Here is a 15,685-nt window from a genome sequence, read left to right as displayed (position 1 = left end):
TACTTTTTTATGGGTAATTTATTAAGTAATTATTCGGTATTTGTTCAGATTAATTTGAAGATGTGCTTGCTTTTAATGCTTCTGTTAATGGAATTAGTTCTTTATTACGAAATGCAACAACAAAACTAGAGCCAAAACCTTTTTCTACTGCAATCTCTCTAAGTTCCTGTGCCAGAGTGTAGTTGGATGTGCTTCCGAAAAAATATTTATAAATCTCTCCTGTTTTATTTTTTGATAATTGATCCAACCCATTAAAATTAAAAGGTTCTAACTCTATATCTCCGGATCCTGCTGCAATTTGTACTTTAAAAGTTATATCGTCGTATACTTTATCTCCTTCCATTTTTGCGGTAACTTTTGTAACTTCTGTGGTTTTAGGTTTGGTAACCTTGTAAATTGCATCCAGGCTTTCTTTGTAATCTATAATAGAGGTTGTAATAGATTTTGCCATTTCTTCCTGTCCTTTTTTGGAGTTAAGATATTTTCCTTCGGTATTATTGGTAAGAAACCCTAATTCGATAAGTACGCTTGGCATATAGGTTTGATGAAGCACTACAAAGCCTGCTTGTTTTACACCTCTACTTTTTCTGTCCAGGCTTTTTTTGAATCGATTTTGCACAAAACTGGCTAAGGTTAAACTTTGATCCAGATATTCTTCCTGCATTAGGGTAAGACCTATAATAGACTCTGGAGAGTTAGGATCAAACCCGTCATAATTTGCTTCGTAATTATCTTCTAAAAGAATAACTGAGTTCTCATTTTTTGCTACATCAAAATTTTCATCATTTGCGTGCAGCCCCAAAACAAAAGTTTCTGTTCCTGAAGCTTGAGATCTATGCGAATTACAGTGTACAGAAACAAAAAGGTCTGCTCCGGCCTTATTAGCTATACTACCCCGTTCGTGTAATTCTATAAACTCATCTGTTTTTCTGGTATAGACTACTTTAAACCTGCCATCCTTTTCTAAAGCAGTGCCTACTGCCAAAACTACATTCAAAGCTATTTCTTTTTCTTTATAACCATTACCCCTGTTTCCGGGATCATGCCCCCCGTGTCCTGCATCCAAAACAACCACATACTTATTTTTTTCTTGTGCATATATCGAAAATTTAAAGCCGGACCCTATAAAAATAAAGACTACTAGAAAAATACTATGTACTATACTTCGTTTCATTAATAATAAATAATTTAATCTGTTTTGAAACATTCTGGTAATGTTTCAGTTTTTAATATAATAAGTTAAAAATCTAACGATTGTAATCTATAAAATAAACTTAAATCCTTACTTGTTTGTATAGCTTAAAAAACATGTTTTTGATATAATTTTTTATTTTTTTATGAATTACAATCTAAGCATAAAAAATATATGTAATTTTGGCACTTCAAAAACTAAGCCATAGTTATACAAAAATAGGATTTAAACCATTGCAAACAAAGGTACGTTACATACTTTATTCACTAAGTTTTTCACTGTTTTGTTTTTGTCAAATTACAGCACAAGAAACAAACAGGACTGAAGAAATACGCATTTCTGCATCTCAAGATACGATTACCAGTACACAAAAAGGTATAGAGATCAATGCAGAGAAGCTACTTAATGAAAAAGAACAGGACTCTGTAAAACAAGACTCTACTGTTACAGAGCCTCAGTTATTGACAGATAAAGTGGTATATAAAGCTGTTGATTATATGCGACTAAGCCGTAAAGAAAATAAGATGTATCTTTATGACAACGCCGAAATCGTTTATGGAGATATGCAAATCAATGCTGGTTTTATTGTTGTAGACAATAAAAAAAATGAGGTATATGCATACGGGATCAAAGATTCTATAGGTGAATATACACAGACACCGGTTTTTAAGCAGTCTCAAAATGTGGTAGAGCCGGATTCTATCCGTTTTAATTTTGATACAGAAAAGGCTCTTATTTATAATTCCAGAACAGAACAAAACGGGTTTAAGATCAAAAACGAGATTTCTAAACGAGAAAATGATTCTGTAGTTTATATGAAGAATGTAAAATTTACTACTTCAGATAATATTGATGATCCCGAATATTATTTTTATGCCCGAAGAATTAAATTTGTTCCTAAAAAGAAAATCGTAACTGGTTTGGTTAACATGTTCATTGCAGATGTCCCTACTCCTTTAGGGTTGCCTTTTGGGTATTTTCCGCTTACCGAAGACAGAACATCCGGATTTATACTTCCCAGTCCCGGAGAGGAAAACAATCGTGGGTACTTTTTACAAAACGGAGGGTACTATTTTGCTATTAGCGACTATGTTGACTTAACGCTAACGGGGGATTACTATACCAATGGCAGTTATACTTTTGCTACAGAATCGGCGTATGCCTTACGTTATAAGTTTAGAGGTAATTTAAGGTTCCGGTATGAGAACAACTTACAAAGTGAACGAGGGTTTCCTAATTTTTCCAAGACCACAACATATAATATACAATGGTCGCATAGCCAGGATGCCAAGTCTAATCCAAACTCCAGGTTTTCTGCTTCTGTAAACTTTGGTAGTAGTGATTTTTTCCAACAATCTACCAATCAATCAAATACTGGTAACTTTTTAAACAACCAATTAAGTTCTTCTATATCTTATTCTAAAACGTTTCAGGGAGACCCACAAGTAAATGCTAATATTGCGGCAACGCATAATTCTAATACCAGAACAAAAGTAGTAAACTTATCTCTTCCTAATACAAGTATTAGTGTTTCCAGGATATTTCCTTTTGCCCCAAAAATCGGGGTCAAAAAAGGGGTTATACAAAATATAAATACACAATATAATTTTAGAGGAGAAAACAGGATTACTACCAGGGATAGCCTTTTGTTTAAAGCAAAAATGTTTGATGATGCTCAGATTGGTATGCAACATACCATCCCTCTAAGTACAAATTTTAAAATATTTAAGTATTTAAGTGCTACAGCTGGAACAAATTTTCAGGAAAACTGGGTTTTTGAGACTATTCAACAGAGCTATGACCCGGATGCAAAAAATGGTGCCGGAGAGGTGGTACGAGATACTATAAAAGGCTTTGACTCCTTTAGAACTTATAATTTTTCTACTAGTATAGGAACCACTGTTTATGGTACTTTTAACTTTAAAAAAGGGAAAAAAATTGAGGCTATACGGCATACTATGAGACCTTCTGTAAGCTATAGTATCAATCCTGCCTTTAGTGAGTTTTACGATTCATATACGGTTACAGATAATCCTAATACAACCAATATTGATGAGACAAAAATAGTAGAGTACTCCAGATTTGAAGGTGGCTATTTTGGTGCACCTAGTAATGTGCTTTCCAGTAGTATTGGGTTTTCTTTAAGCAATAATCTAGAAATGAAGGTAAAAAGTAAAGATTCTACTGCTACAGAGTCCAAAAAAATTACTTTGTTAAACAACCTTAATTTAAGTACTTCGTATAATGTAGCAGGAGATTCGTTAAAGCTTAGCCCGTTATCTATAAACGGTAATATCCCTATTATTCAAAATAAGCTCGACATTAATTTTAACACACAATTAGATCCTTACGCATTAGATAATAACAATCGTAAGATTGATGTTTGGAACATCGATAACGGCGGTAGCCTTTTTCGTTTAACCAACGCCAGTGCCAGTTTTGGATATTCTTTTTCTAGTAAAGATTTTGAAAAAGGAAAATCCAACGATGATCCATACGAAAACCAAACTTTTAGAAACGAGGGCAGACCTGATAATCTTTTTGGAGGAGGCACAAATTTTGGGGATTCGCAATCTTATGATAAACCAAAAGACAAAGAATTGGATAAGGATATAAAAAACTATCATTATAAGATCCCTTGGTCACTACGATTATCCTATAATGTAAATTATAGTAATAGTGCGCGGCAAAATGAAATATCCTCGCATTCTATTATGTTTTCTGGAGATGTTGAGCTTGCCCCAAGATGGTCTGTTGGTGTATCCTCTGGATATGATCTTAAAAACCCCGGATTTACTTATACCAATTTAAGATTTCAAAGAGATTTGGAAAGCTGGATTATGAATTTTAACTGGATTCCTTTCAGCGAAAGAACTTCATGGAATTTCTTTATCGGTATCAAATCCTCTGTACTTAGTGATATTAAATGGGATAAAAGACGAGAGCCGGACAAACGGTTATAGGTTTGAGGTAAAAAACTAAATATAATTAAAAACTATATACTTTCTTATGAAAAAAATTATAACCACATCCAAAGCCCCTGCTCCTATCGGGCCATATAATCAAGCTGTTTTAAGCGGAAATACATTATATACTTCCGGGCAAATTGCTATTGATCCGGAAACCGGAGAATTAGTATTGGACACTATTACCAAAGAAGCCGAGCAAGTAATGCTAAACCTTAAAGCTGTATTGGAGGAAGCCGGAATGACATTTGAAAATGTGGTAAAAACCACTATTTTTTTAAACGACATGAATAATTTTGCTGAAGTAAATGCTGTTTATAGTGCTTATTTTAGTGATGATACTGCTCCTGCAAGAGAAACTGTTGCTGTTGCTGCCCTGCCTAAGTTCGTAAATGTAGAAATATCTGTAATTGCCGTACAATAAATTTGTAATTACATTTTGCAAAAATGTTATAAATACAAAACCTTACAAGACACCTAATTTTGTGAAGTTTTTTTATGATCCAATGGTTCTTTAAAAAAATATAATATCTTTTGAGATTGTAAAAACAAAGACTTTTAGTACCTTAGATACCTTGCGCAATGTTTTGTTACTAAAAAATGGTTTCTAAGCAAACGATTTTTTAAACGTGAATCCAGACCCAATAAACTGGATACAATTTGACAGTATCATAAAGACTTTTTTTAATAAAAATGTAGCCTCGCTATAAACTACAAAAAATCCACAGCATCTTTTACAAGGTTGTGGATTTGTCTTTTTACTATTTATTCTCACTCATACCGCTTACTCATACGCTACACAGATTGCAAATATGTGCTATCATATCTACTATCGAGGGCAGCACAGAAAACATTTCTTTTAGGGCTGGTTTTTTGAGAAATTTACAATAAAAAAGAGGGTGTTCGACTTTTTAAACACCCTCCTTTTAACTTAACCAGTTTTAAAATAGTAATACCAATAATTTATTTGATAACAGGAGGCATAGTATTCATTATATGTTTTTTATACTGTATTATTTGTTTGTATCCTGTATAGAACAAGGTAAACATTTTAAGTATTTCTAGTATCACATACATAAAATGTTCTGTGTTTGATGGAGATACCCCTCCGTTTATAACTACTTCTGCATACCCATCTAAAACAGGTAGTAAATATATAGATTGTACTGCCACAATAATGAGAAGAACTAATACTGTCAAGAATAATTTTTGATCTGCATTTTTAATACTTCTTATTTGTAATAGTAAAATCAAACTAAAAACAAGTTCTACTTTATTTAGTGCTCCAAAGATTATTCTTCCTATTTCTACCCCTATTGCGGTAGTTACAGACGGTGCCTGAAATTTTAAAGGAGCTTCCATAAAACTTATTGCCAATACAAACCCTGCCCAAATAAATGTACACACAAAACTATATTTATATATCTTTTTCATTAGTATCTATTTATATACTAAACTTAGGATTTTTTATTCTTTTGTACCATACATTTTAAGGTTTCCTTAATCGTAAACCAACAAAAATATCCTATCCCTACAGAAAAAATAACGTCTCCAATAATTCGCAACCATTTAATAGTTTGAAATGACGGAGAGTATAGTAACTCTGTACTTCTTGCATACCAATATCCATGTTTAACAGAGGCTAATGCTTGTATAATACCTTGTGGCAACAAACTAAATACTACCATAGCAAGTAGCCCTATATTTAAAGACCAGAATGATATTTTCAATATTTTATCGTTCCACACTGTTTTTGAAATCATACGTAGTGAAAAAAGTATTAATCCCATTCCTAACATACCATAAACTCCAAATAGAGCTGTATGTGCATGTACTGCTGTGGTATTTAGTCCTTGTATATAATATAGAGCAATTGGCGGGTTTATCAGGAAACCAAATACACCTGCTCCCAGCATATTCCAGAAGGAAACTGCAAGAAAGAAATAAATTGGCCACTTGTATTCTTTTACCCATTCTTTAACTTTTAACAGGCTCCAGTTTTCCCAGATTTCATACCCGATTAAGGTTAAAGGCACTACCTCTAAAGCACTAAATGTAGCTCCCAGGGCTATAGCGTGAACAGGAGTTCCTGAAAAATACAGGTGATGCAGTGTTCCTATAATACCTCCTGAAAGGAATATAATAGCAGACAGTACGGTAACTCTTCCTGCAGTTTTTGCTGGTATAAGTTTCATTTTTGTAAACAAAAAAGCGATGACAACGGTTGCAAAGACTTCAAAAAATCCTTCTACCCATAAGTGAACCAGCCACCATCTCCAATAATTTATTACAGATAGAGAGGAGTTTTCGCCATACATTAATCCTGAAAAGAAAAATGTACCTATTGCAATTACAGATATTAAGAATAGTATTAATAAGTGTCTGGTGTTATCTTTTCTGCGTATACCAACAAGAATATGTCTTCCTACTAAAAACACCCACAATACTAAGCCTACTGCTAATAGTATCTGCCAAAATCTACCTAAATCCATGTACTCATACCCTTGGTGCCCAAAGAAAAAATTAGTGGTTAACTCTAAGTATTGTTTTACCCCAAGCCACTCTCCTACCATAGAGCCTAATACCACAATTAGTATTGCTATAAATAAAAAGTTGATGCCAAATGTTTGATATTTTAGTTCTTTATTACTTACTAAAGGTGCAATAAACAGCCCCGTGGATAACCATGCTGCTGCAATCCAAAAAATTGCTAATTGTGTATGCCAGGTTCTGCTTATAGTATATGGTAGGTATTTAGATAATTCTAATCCAAAAAATGCTTGTCCTTCTACAGTATAATGTACTGTAATAATACCCAGAACTACTTGTAGTGCTATTAAAAGGCTTATTACTAAAAAGTATTTTAATGTTGCTTTTTGAGAGGCAAACAAGGTAATATTTGTTAAAGGGTTTACATTAGGTATTTCTCCTTTTTCTTCTCGCTCTCTATGGCTGCTTCGTATATGGTACCAAACCATAATAGATATAAATAATAATAGTAAAACGATCGAAAATCCCGACCATATCTGTGCATCTACTGTTATAAGATTATCAATTAATGGCTCATGCGGCCAATTAGAGGTATAGGTAATAGTATCTCCTATTCTATTGGTAGAGGCTGCCCAGGATGCCCAAAATAAAAATGCATTAAGGTCGTCTAATTTAGATGCATCTACCAGCATGTCTTTTGGTATTGCATATTCTGCATTTCCTTTTGAAAATATGTCTTTATAATGCTTTGCATTGGATAAAATAGCTTCTTTTCTGTCGGCAGTAATCCAAACATTTTTTGTTATCGTATCATAAGTATTTGTTTTGATTTGATCTACCAATCGCCCTTTTAATAGTCCTTTATTTTCGGCAGACAGGTTTTCATATTTCTTGCCATAAGGTAAAGACCATTTATTTAATAAAAACATTGCTTCTTTATGAATCCAATCGGCAGACCAGTCTGGTGCTACATAGCTACCATGTCCCCAAATAGAGCCTACTTCCATCCCGCCAATAGACTCCCAAACGTTTTGCCCTCGTTGTATGTTTGCTTTTGTAAAAAGCACTTCATTTGTTTCTGCTACCAGAACTTTTTTTGGTATAGGAGGTTTTTCCTGATATATTTTGACTCCTACCCAAATTAGTGCAGTAAAAGAGAGTACTACAATGGTGATAAATCCTATCCATATTTTTTTCATTGTGTTAGTTTTAGGTTTCTGTTAATTTTAAGAGCAAAACTAACACCCCTACTGCCCCTCTTTTTATGATTGAGATCATGTTGAATAAAATAGATGACAAGACAAGAAATAACGAACTCAGCAATATCCTATCCCCAGCCCTTCTCTTCGGGAAGGATTTAGAACAGGATAAACACCTTTAAATCAATTAAATGTATATTCTTACAACTATCAATGTTATTATAAACTAGAGCCTATCTAATCATATATGTAAACTACAATTGTATACTAATTCTATTTTATGACTGAACTCATAAAACATGAAATAAAAAGGGTATACTTTTGAAGGAAATAAAAATATATTAGTATGCAAGTAACCTCATTACTTAAAGATCTTAATTATGGAGATAAAAATCCTGTAATTACCAAATTAATTGAAAACGATACTACCAAAGAAATACGAATTGTATTTAAAAAAGGACAGGAAATGAAGGAGCATAAAACCAAATTTCCTATAACGATAGAGGTTTTTGAAGGTGAAATTGATTTTGGTGTAAATAACGTGTCCTACATTCTTAAAAAAGGGGATATTATATCTTTGGATCCTAATGTAAGCCACAATCTTATTGCTGCAGAAGATAGTATTATAAGGCTTTCTTTATCTAAAAATGATTCTGTAGAGAGGGTATTAAATGTAAATACGTAATACTGTATCAATAACCCTGCAGAAAGCTTACCAAGTGTGCTTATGATTTTTTTGAAGTATTCTTCAGAAAATTAAACCTCTAATGAGGCATTAAAGTCCTTTGAGTAATAACTCTGCTGTTGCCGGATTAGTTGCCAAAGGCACATTATAAACGTCGCAAAGTCGCATTAGCATAAATATATCGGGCTCATGTGGATGTTTTGCTAAAGGATCTCTAAAAAAGATAACCATATTCACTTTTTTTTCTGCTACTCCTGCTGCTATTTGTGCATCTCCTCCTAGTGGTCCCGATAATAATGCTTCTACTTCGAAGCCTGCTCTAATGGCTTTTTCGCCAGTAGTACCTGTAGATATTAATTTGATGTTTTTGGAATGGAGTATTTCTTGATGCTCATTAAGAAACTGAACCATTTCAGCTTTTTTTCCATCGTGTGCAATTATTGCTATAGTCATATTTAATTTTTACTATGTACTTTTTATTTGCTTTTTACTATTTTTTTTAAGTAGAAAGAATATCTGAAATACGTAATAGTTCTTTATTAATACTATGTCCTTCTTTTAATCCACTATCAAAACTTGTAGCTGTAATTTCATTATTTAATATCCCTACCATTAGGTTTTTTTCTCCATCCAAAAGTAGTTCTACGGCTTTTACGCAAAGTCTGCTTGCAAGGGTTCTGTCAAAACATGAAGGAGTTCCCCCTCGTTGCATGTGTCCCAAAACAGTAACTCTAACATCATAATCCGGCATGTTTTCTGTTACGTAATCTGCCAGTTCGTATACATTTTTTCCTATTCTGTCTCCTTCGCTTACTACTACTATACTAGAGGATTTCCCAGAGCGTTTACTTCGTTTTAGAGATTCTAACAGACGGTCTAAACCTAAATCTTCTTCGGGGATGAGTATTTCTTCGGCTCCTGCTCCTACTCCACTGTTTAAAGCTATAAAACCTGCATCTCTACCCATTACTTCTACAAAAAACAATCGATCGTGTGAGCTTGCTGTATCTCTTATTTTATCGATAGCTTCTACTACTGTGTTTAATGCGGTATCATACCCAATTGTAAAATTGGTTCCGGCAATATCATTATCTATAGTTCCTGGCACTCCTATTACAGGGATTTCAAATTCTTCACTAAAAATTTTTCCTCCTCTAAATGTACCATCACCACCGATCAGCACCATTGCATCTACTCCTATTTCTTTAAGGTTGTCTGCTGCTTTTTTTCTGCCCTCTGGAGTCATAAAATCTTTGGATCTTGCAGATTTAAGTATGGTACCTCCCTGGCTTATTATGTTACGAACACTTCTGGCATTCAGCTCACTATAATCTCCTTCTATCATTCCTTGGTACCCCCTGTAAAATCCTATACATTTTACATTATAATAGGCACATGCTCTTGCTACTGCCCTTATTGCTGCGTTCATCCCCGGAGCATCCCCTCCGGATGTCATTACCCCGATTGTTCTTATTTCTTTGCCCATAATTAGTTGTTTAGCAAACTTTTAGTTTTATAAAACTATATATTGTATTGTATAAGCATTTATTGACCGGTACAGAAAAATCATCTTATACTTATTTGTTTTTTTGTGTAAAGTTAATAAAATCAGGAGTTTTAATTTTGGTTGTATCTACAGGTTTTACAATTGAGTCCACTGTTTTTTCATTTTTAAAAATCTTTCTCCATAATTCTTTAAAATTATCAAAATCCACAGAGTATGACAATCCTATTCCTTGTTCGTAGCCCTGGTTTCCTGATCCTACAAATTGAATTCTGTTTTCGCGGTTAAAAATCTTTCCCCTCAACGACCCATCTTCATTAAACAAATATTCTACCTCAACATTTCCTACTATCCCAGAGTCTTCTACCCCGCCACCTATAGGCACTCCTACTCTTCCGTTTATTAAAATTTTATTATTGATTTGGGTAGATAGTGTCAATCCAAATTGATCGGCATCTTCCTGATCCAAATTACGAACTCCCTGTACATAATTTAACCCTACCTGTATTTTATCTTCTTTATCTGAAAATATCCCATTAAAAAGGCTTGATGCTCTTTCTGCAACTAATCCCCCTGTAAAAGCATTGGCATCAAAAGTACCGTTATAAAACTGTCCTGAGGATACCAAAGAAAGGGCTTGTAGTTCTTTTATAGATTTATCGCTTAGTTTATAATCCAATTCGCTTTTTACTATAGAGCTTGCGTTTGGAAATTCTATATTAAACTCCACATCCGGGTGGATTAATTCTCCTTTAAGATCTACTACTACTTGTACGGGTATTTTACGATTTACAGAAGAGTTTTCTAATAGTATAGCAGGATTTGCTTCGGTTTTATATACGGCACTAAGATCTAAAACGGCTCTGGTCGGGCTTCCATCCCAGTTAATGGTTCCCCCTTCACGCACTGTAAATAATTTTTCGACAAATGCTCCGTACCTAAAATTATAGGTTCCCTGGTATGCCACAAAATCCCCCCACATATTAAATTTGCCATTGGTGTTGATCTCGATAAGCAATGTACCGGCTCCCCGCCCTTTTAAGGAGCTTCCTGTGCTTTTGTCCACTACAATTTCTACTTCGGCATCATCTGTTACATCTAATTCAAAATTAAGCTCCAAGCCTTTGATTTCTTGTAATATTATTTCTTTTCCATCCAATCGGGCCCGTTTTTCTTCGGGGCTTAAAAAATGTATATATGAGTTGTCTCCTATAGATTCTAATTCGTTTAATGGTATTTTAAAAACAGTTCCTTTTTCTGTGGTTGCATTTACGTTTATAACCAATTCGTTAATCATGCCTTTAATAGAAGCTTCTCCACTTATAAAACCTGTACCATAATATAAGGAGTCTTCGTTTTCTTTGGTATCCAGAACCAGTAATTTTTTATTTGCCAAGATCTCCAGCCCCAGTTCCCATTTAGAAAAGTTTTTATGTGCAATAAATCCTTTTAGGATTCCATTTGTTTTATATTTTGTGTCTGTAATACCTACATCTATAAAATTAAACTGTTGCTTTTCTAATACGACTTTAGAGTTGTTTTCTAAATTCAAATCAACGTTTAGGTATGGTATCGTAAGTCCTGCTTTATACAGTTCTAAAACCCCATCGACAGAAGGGTTTTTATAACTACCCGAAATACTTGCTTTTCCAGACACATATCCTCTTATATTGGTAAGGACTTCGCCTCCTAGTGCACTAAATTCTGAAATATTAAATGTATCTAATTTTAGGTCTACATCTATAGAGGGGTTATTTTCTGAAACATTAATAACTCCCAGTGCCGAAAATGTTTGCTGTTTATTAGCTAGTAAACGAGAATTGATACTGTATTGGGTAAGATCTGCATTTCCTACAATATTAAATCTTAATTCTCCTAAGGGGGTTTTATTTATTTGTAAATCATTAATGATTATTGTAGAGGTTGGTAAATAATTACCTTTTTCCTGTAATACCGATAAGTCTCCTTCTACCTTGCCTCCAAAATCCAAACTATCAATTCTGGGGGTTATCTTATGAAGGTCGACATTTTTAAAAGTTGCTTTTAAATTTTTGTAGTCCTTACCTTTGGTTATACCATTTATGGTAATCTCTTCATCCATATAGCTAAGTATTATGGATCGTATATCTATATTTTTAAAATCATTGTCAAAAATAATTTTGTTGTTATCTTTTCTTTTTTCTTTATTAGCATACCAGGTATATCCTTTGTAGGTAAAATCAGATTTTCGTAGCCCTACAACAGAATTATTGTCCTTATTTATGGTGTGATAAAATTCAAGATTAAAATTATCCTCGTTGTTTGTTCCTCCTTTAAACTCAGAATGCATAAACAAGGTATCTTTTAGGGTTACGTTAATCAAACTAAACTCGGATACATCATAATACTTAGAGTCTATACTATCAATTGCTATATAGGTATTAAATAATGGGTTTTTGTTGTCGATCTGGATGTCCACATCATGCATAAAATTATCAAAAGCTTTGATAAACGGGGACTTAAAGGTAAGTTTAAATTCGGATTCATTGCTTTCAACTTTTCCTCTTATAATAGTGTTAGGTGCAAATTCAATTTCTGGAAAAAACACATCTACTATTTTATTGTAAATATTAAAATTAAACTCCATAAACTCATTATCGGTAATTTCTGTAGCTTCAAAATTGGTATACAGACTTCCGATAGAGTTTCTAAACAAATCATATACATTTTCAAACCTAAAAATTCCTTTTACATTTCCTTCTACTATATCGGGGCTATTTATAGTTATAGTTCGTATACTTTTATCATCAAAACTTGAAGTGATATCAAAATCTTCAAAATAGACCCCCCTGTCTTGATTAGTATATAAAGTTTTTTCAAAAGAAATGGTTCCGTAAGCATCATTAACCCCGGTTCCTTTCATATTCATATATACATCTCCCTTAAAAACAGAAATACTGTCTCTGGTAAACAGGTTTAGTTTTTTAAGGTCTATATGGTCTACATAAGCAATAAAGTTATAGTTATGTATTTTTTTTGACAGGTTTGCTACCCCATTAAAACTGAATTGGGCATTGGGGTCTTTAGAATTGAGGTTACCATCAAACACCCGTTCTTTTAATTTTCCTTGTGCATCTATATTGGTATATGTGTATCCATTGAGTTCTAATTTACTAATATCTCCTTCTATCTTGGTATCTAAATTTTCGATAGTGAAACCGCTACCGTCTACATGGATATCAAATGCTGAATTTCCTACAGATTTTTGCCCTATCAATCGCCCTATATTAAAGTTATTTGAAATTACATTACCATTATAGGAAGCATTTTTTACATCATCCAGGTTTTCTAGCAAAACAAAAGCATTAACTTTTCCTAAATGAGAAAACAGATCCATATCAACATCTACTGTTTTGGTGGTAACTATGGCATTGCCTGTAGCCCGTACACTACCAAATTGATATAATTGCCTTGGCAAAGAGTTACCCAATATGTTTGGCAACAGATTGACCAGGTCGTAATAATTACTGGTAAGATTTTCAAAATCCCCTTCTAATTCAAACTCTGAGCTATTGCCCAATGCATTCTTAATTCTAATATCCCCTTTAACAACAGATCTGTCTAATCCGGATATATTGGCATTATTAACTTTAAAATTATTTAGTATACCTCGTACCGATGTATTTCGCATCTTTAATTTTTGATCTTTTCCAAATTCTTTATAAAATGGGATCAAATCATTTGTAGAAATAGTTGCTTTGTCAAAATCTGCATCAATGTTTACTTTATTTTCAAAATCTTCTAATCCTCCTTCTTCATACGAAAAAAGTATTTGCCCTTCTATTTTAGAATCTTTGGTTTCTATAACCAGATCCTGAAAATTCATATTTGTAGGAGTAATCGAAAAACAGGTTTGTAAATTAGAGATATCCAATCCTCTAAAATCTTTACATGCCAAGGCATCAATATTTATATACACATCCTCATCATCTACCAATAAGCTTTCTGCTTTAAGCATAATATCTGTATATTCAACAGCTTTTGGAGTATTCAGGTTTTCGTTGGTAAAACTATATGTACCTCTTGATATGGTTATATTTTTTGTAGATAGTATAAATTTTTGTTCTGAAGATGTTTTTTTGCCTGTATTAAATTTTCTAACAAACGTCATTAAATTATCACTGTTCTCGTCTTTATAAATTTTCATTTTAAAGACCAGGTCTTCGATCGATACTTTTCCTAAAGCCGGTTGTCCATTTATAATTTCATTAATACTAAGAAGTGAAGTTTTTATATTACCCGCATATATTAATGTATCCTGGTGATGATCTTTAATTAATATTTCGTCAAGATTTACATTTCCTGCGTAGGTAAGTCCTATTCTGTTAATATTAATATCAACACCGTATGTTTTATCAAGGTAATTTGTGGCTTTTTTACCTACAAAAGTTTGCACTGCAGAAATAGAAAAAAGCACCACCAAAAACGCGAATAGTGATAAAAGAACAAGAAATGTTCTTAATAATATTTTCCTAAATTTCCTGATACGTTTTATTGTTTTAACTTTGTTGACAATATTAACAATTTCTATGCCTTTTTCCTCATAATGAATCCACAAAAAATATACATATTAGGTATTGAGTCTTCTTGTGATGATACTTCTGCTGCTGTATTATGTAATGGACAGGTTTTATCTAATGTTGTTGCATCGCAAAAAATACACGAGTTATATGGTGGTGTTGTCCCGGAGCTAGCCTCCAGAGCGCACCAACAAAACATAGTACCTGTAATCGATCAGGCTATCAAACAAGCTAACATTAAAAAAGAGGATCTGCATGCTATTGCTTTTACACAAGGTCCCGGTTTAATGGGCTCCTTACTGGTTGGGACTTCTTTTGCCAAGTCATTGGCACTTGCACTGGATATTCCTTTAATTGATGTTAACCACATGCAAGCTCATATTTTGGCTCATTTTATTGAAGAAAAAGGTTTTGATACTCCAGAATTTCCTTTTTTGGCAATGACCATAAGTGGCGGACATACTCAAATTGTAAAAGTTACCAGTCATTTTGATATGCAAATTATTGGCGAGACTATAGATGATGCTGTTGGCGAAGCTTTTGATAAAAGTGCAAAAATATTTGGTTTGCCATATCCCGGGGGACCATTAATTGATAAGTATGCGCAACTTGGTAATCCAAAAGCGTTTCCTTTTCCTAAACCTAAAGTTGGAGACCTTAATTTTAGTTTTAGCGGTCTTAAAACATCGGTTTTATATTTTGTACAAAAGATGGTAAAAGAAAATCCGGATTTTGTTGATGAAAACCTAAATGATATATGTGCTTCTTTGCAGTATACTATCATTAATATCCTTATCGATAAATTAAAAAAAGCGTCTAAGCAAACCGGCATTAAAAGTATTGCCATTGGTGGTGGTGTTTCTGCAAACTCCGGGATTAGAAAAGCTTTAAAGGATGGAGAGCAAAAGTATGGCTGGAAAACCTTTGTGCCTAAATTTGAATATACTACCGATAATGCAGCTATGATAGGAATTGTAGGCTATCTAAAATACCTGAAAAAAGATTTTACAGATATGACCGTAGTAGCTAAAGCACGAGTGCAATTTTAAATTATTATGTGCAGAATACATTATTTATTTTAGACTTTTAA

10 protein-coding genes are annotated in these 15,685 nt (G+C 33.3%); 4 read left to right on the top strand and 6 right to left on the bottom strand.

The window, feature by feature from the left end; genetic code table 11:
* Positions 1-49: 49 nt before the first annotated feature.
* A complete protein-coding gene (locus ACZIYX_RS06230; protein ID WP_462681345.1) occupies positions 50-1,174 on the bottom strand; it encodes an N-acetylmuramoyl-L-alanine amidase family protein in 1,125 nt (374 codons plus the stop codon).
* Positions 1,175-1,374: 200 nt separating this feature from the next.
* On the opposite strand from ACZIYX_RS06230, the gene ACZIYX_RS06225 reads away from it, so the two are divergent.
* Together ACZIYX_RS06225 and ACZIYX_RS06220 are read left to right on the top strand one after the other, a co-directional pair.
* Positions 1,375-4,155 (top strand): putative LPS assembly protein LptD, encoded by a 2,781-nt coding sequence (locus ACZIYX_RS06225; RefSeq protein WP_462681344.1) that lies wholly within the window; start codon positions 1,375-1,377, stop codon positions 4,153-4,155.
* Positions 4,156-4,201: 46 nt separating this feature from the next.
* Positions 4,202-4,582 carry a RidA family protein gene (locus ACZIYX_RS06220; RefSeq protein ID WP_462681343.1) on the top strand — a complete coding sequence of 127 codons (381 nt, stop codon included), beginning with the start codon at positions 4,202-4,204 and terminating at the stop codon, positions 4,580-4,582.
* A gap of 539 nt (positions 4,583-5,121) precedes the next feature.
* On the opposite strand, the gene ACZIYX_RS06215 is transcribed toward ACZIYX_RS06220, so the two are convergent.
* Together ACZIYX_RS06215 and ACZIYX_RS06210 are read right to left on the bottom strand one after the other, a co-directional pair.
* Positions 5,122-5,592, bottom strand: coding sequence for a hypothetical protein (locus ACZIYX_RS06215; protein ID WP_462681342.1), 471 nt, complete (start codon positions 5,590-5,592; stop codon positions 5,122-5,124).
* A 23-nt stretch (positions 5,593-5,615) separates the two neighbouring features.
* The gene (locus ACZIYX_RS06210; protein ID WP_462681341.1) at positions 5,616-7,847 is read right to left on the bottom strand and encodes a nitric-oxide reductase large subunit; all 2,232 of its coding nucleotides are present in this window, start codon (positions 7,845-7,847) and stop codon (positions 5,616-5,618) included.
* Between the two features lie 346 nt (positions 7,848-8,193).
* Here ACZIYX_RS06210 and ACZIYX_RS06205 point away from each other — a divergent pair, with 346 nt between their 5' ends.
* A complete protein-coding gene (locus ACZIYX_RS06205; RefSeq protein WP_462681340.1) occupies positions 8,194-8,532 on the top strand; it encodes a cupin domain-containing protein in 339 nt (112 codons plus the stop codon).
* A 90-nt stretch (positions 8,533-8,622) separates the two neighbouring features.
* Here ACZIYX_RS06205 and ACZIYX_RS06200 read toward each other — a convergent pair whose 3' ends face one another.
* The 3 genes from ACZIYX_RS06200 to ACZIYX_RS06190 form a co-directional block, all read right to left on the bottom strand.
* Complete coding sequence (locus ACZIYX_RS06200) at positions 8,623-8,985, bottom strand: methylglyoxal synthase (RefSeq protein ID WP_462681339.1); 363 nt, start codon at positions 8,983-8,985, stop codon at positions 8,623-8,625.
* A gap of 46 nt (positions 8,986-9,031) precedes the next feature.
* Complete coding sequence (gene pfkA / locus ACZIYX_RS06195) at positions 9,032-10,018, bottom strand: 6-phosphofructokinase (protein WP_462681338.1); 987 nt, start codon at positions 10,016-10,018, stop codon at positions 9,032-9,034.
* Positions 10,019-10,109: 91 nt separating this feature from the next.
* Positions 10,110-14,495 carry a translocation/assembly module TamB gene (locus ACZIYX_RS06190; RefSeq protein ID WP_462681387.1) on the bottom strand — a complete coding sequence of 1,462 codons (4,386 nt, stop codon included), beginning with the start codon at positions 14,493-14,495 and terminating at the stop codon, positions 10,110-10,112.
* A 126-nt stretch (positions 14,496-14,621) separates the two neighbouring features.
* Between ACZIYX_RS06190 and tsaD the strand changes: the two genes are divergently transcribed.
* Positions 14,622-15,644: a tRNA (adenosine(37)-N6)-threonylcarbamoyltransferase complex transferase subunit TsaD gene (gene tsaD / locus ACZIYX_RS06185; protein ID WP_462681337.1), complete on the top strand. Its 1,023-nt coding sequence runs from the start codon at positions 14,622-14,624 to the stop codon at positions 15,642-15,644.
* Positions 15,645-15,685 lie beyond the last annotated feature (41 nt).

The sequence above is a fragment of the Aquimarina sp. genome (assembly GCF_977115655.1).
Note: the sequence above shows the minus strand (reverse complement) of the source record. Positions and strands in the feature narration are given on the sequence as shown.

What these genes read in the sequence shown, in the direction of transcription:
- ACZIYX_RS06230 (WP_462681345.1), bottom strand. Translation starts at nt 1,174, where the DNA reads ATGAAACGAAGTATAGTACATAGTATTTTTCTAGTAGTCTTTATTTTT.
- ACZIYX_RS06220 (WP_462681343.1), top strand. Translation starts at nt 4,202, where the DNA reads ATGAAAAAAATTATAACCACATCCAAAGCCCCTGCTCCTATCGGGCCA.
- ACZIYX_RS06215 (WP_462681342.1), bottom strand. Translation starts at nt 5,592, where the DNA reads ATGAAAAAGATATATAAATATAGTTTTGTGTGTACATTTATTTGGGCA.
- ACZIYX_RS06210 (WP_462681341.1), bottom strand. Translation starts at nt 7,847, where the DNA reads ATGAAAAAAATATGGATAGGATTTATCACCATTGTAGTACTCTCTTTT.
- ACZIYX_RS06205 (WP_462681340.1), top strand. Translation starts at nt 8,194, where the DNA reads ATGCAAGTAACCTCATTACTTAAAGATCTTAATTATGGAGATAAAAAT.
- ACZIYX_RS06200 (WP_462681339.1), bottom strand. Translation starts at nt 8,985, where the DNA reads ATGACTATAGCAATAATTGCACACGATGGAAAAAAAGCTGAAATGGTT.
- pfkA (WP_462681338.1), bottom strand. Translation starts at nt 10,018, where the DNA reads ATGGGCAAAGAAATAAGAACAATCGGGGTAATGACATCCGGAGGGGAT.
- tsaD (WP_462681337.1), top strand. Translation starts at nt 14,622, where the DNA reads ATGAATCCACAAAAAATATACATATTAGGTATTGAGTCTTCTTGTGAT.